Here is a 255-nt window from a genome sequence, read left to right on the forward strand (position 1 = left end):
GTTATTCCGCGCAACGCCCATTCTTTGGCCAGCACTTTTGTCATACCGATCAGCCCGGCTTTGGCCGACGTGTACGCACAATGCTTGTCGATCGCCACGGTTGCAGCCTGCGAAGCAATATTGACGATCTTGCCTCCGTGGCCGCTCGCGAGAACATGCCGCGCGAAATGCTTCGCGCACAGGAACGGACCCGTGAGGTTCACGCCGATCTGCTTTTGCCACTCGTCGACACCGATGTCTTCGGCTGCCGTCAGC

1 protein-coding gene is annotated in these 255 nt (G+C 59.2%); it reads right to left on the reverse strand.

What is annotated here, in order from left to right:
- Positions 1 to 255: SDR family NAD(P)-dependent oxidoreductase (locus SB753_RS39200; protein WP_410805436.1), on the reverse strand; the 255-nt coding region annotated here is incomplete at both ends.

Origin of the sequence: Paraburkholderia sp. SIMBA_053, assembly GCF_046534895.1 — a bacterium.
GTDB classification, from domain to species: Bacteria; Pseudomonadota; Gammaproteobacteria; order Burkholderiales; family Burkholderiaceae; genus Paraburkholderia; species Paraburkholderia caledonica.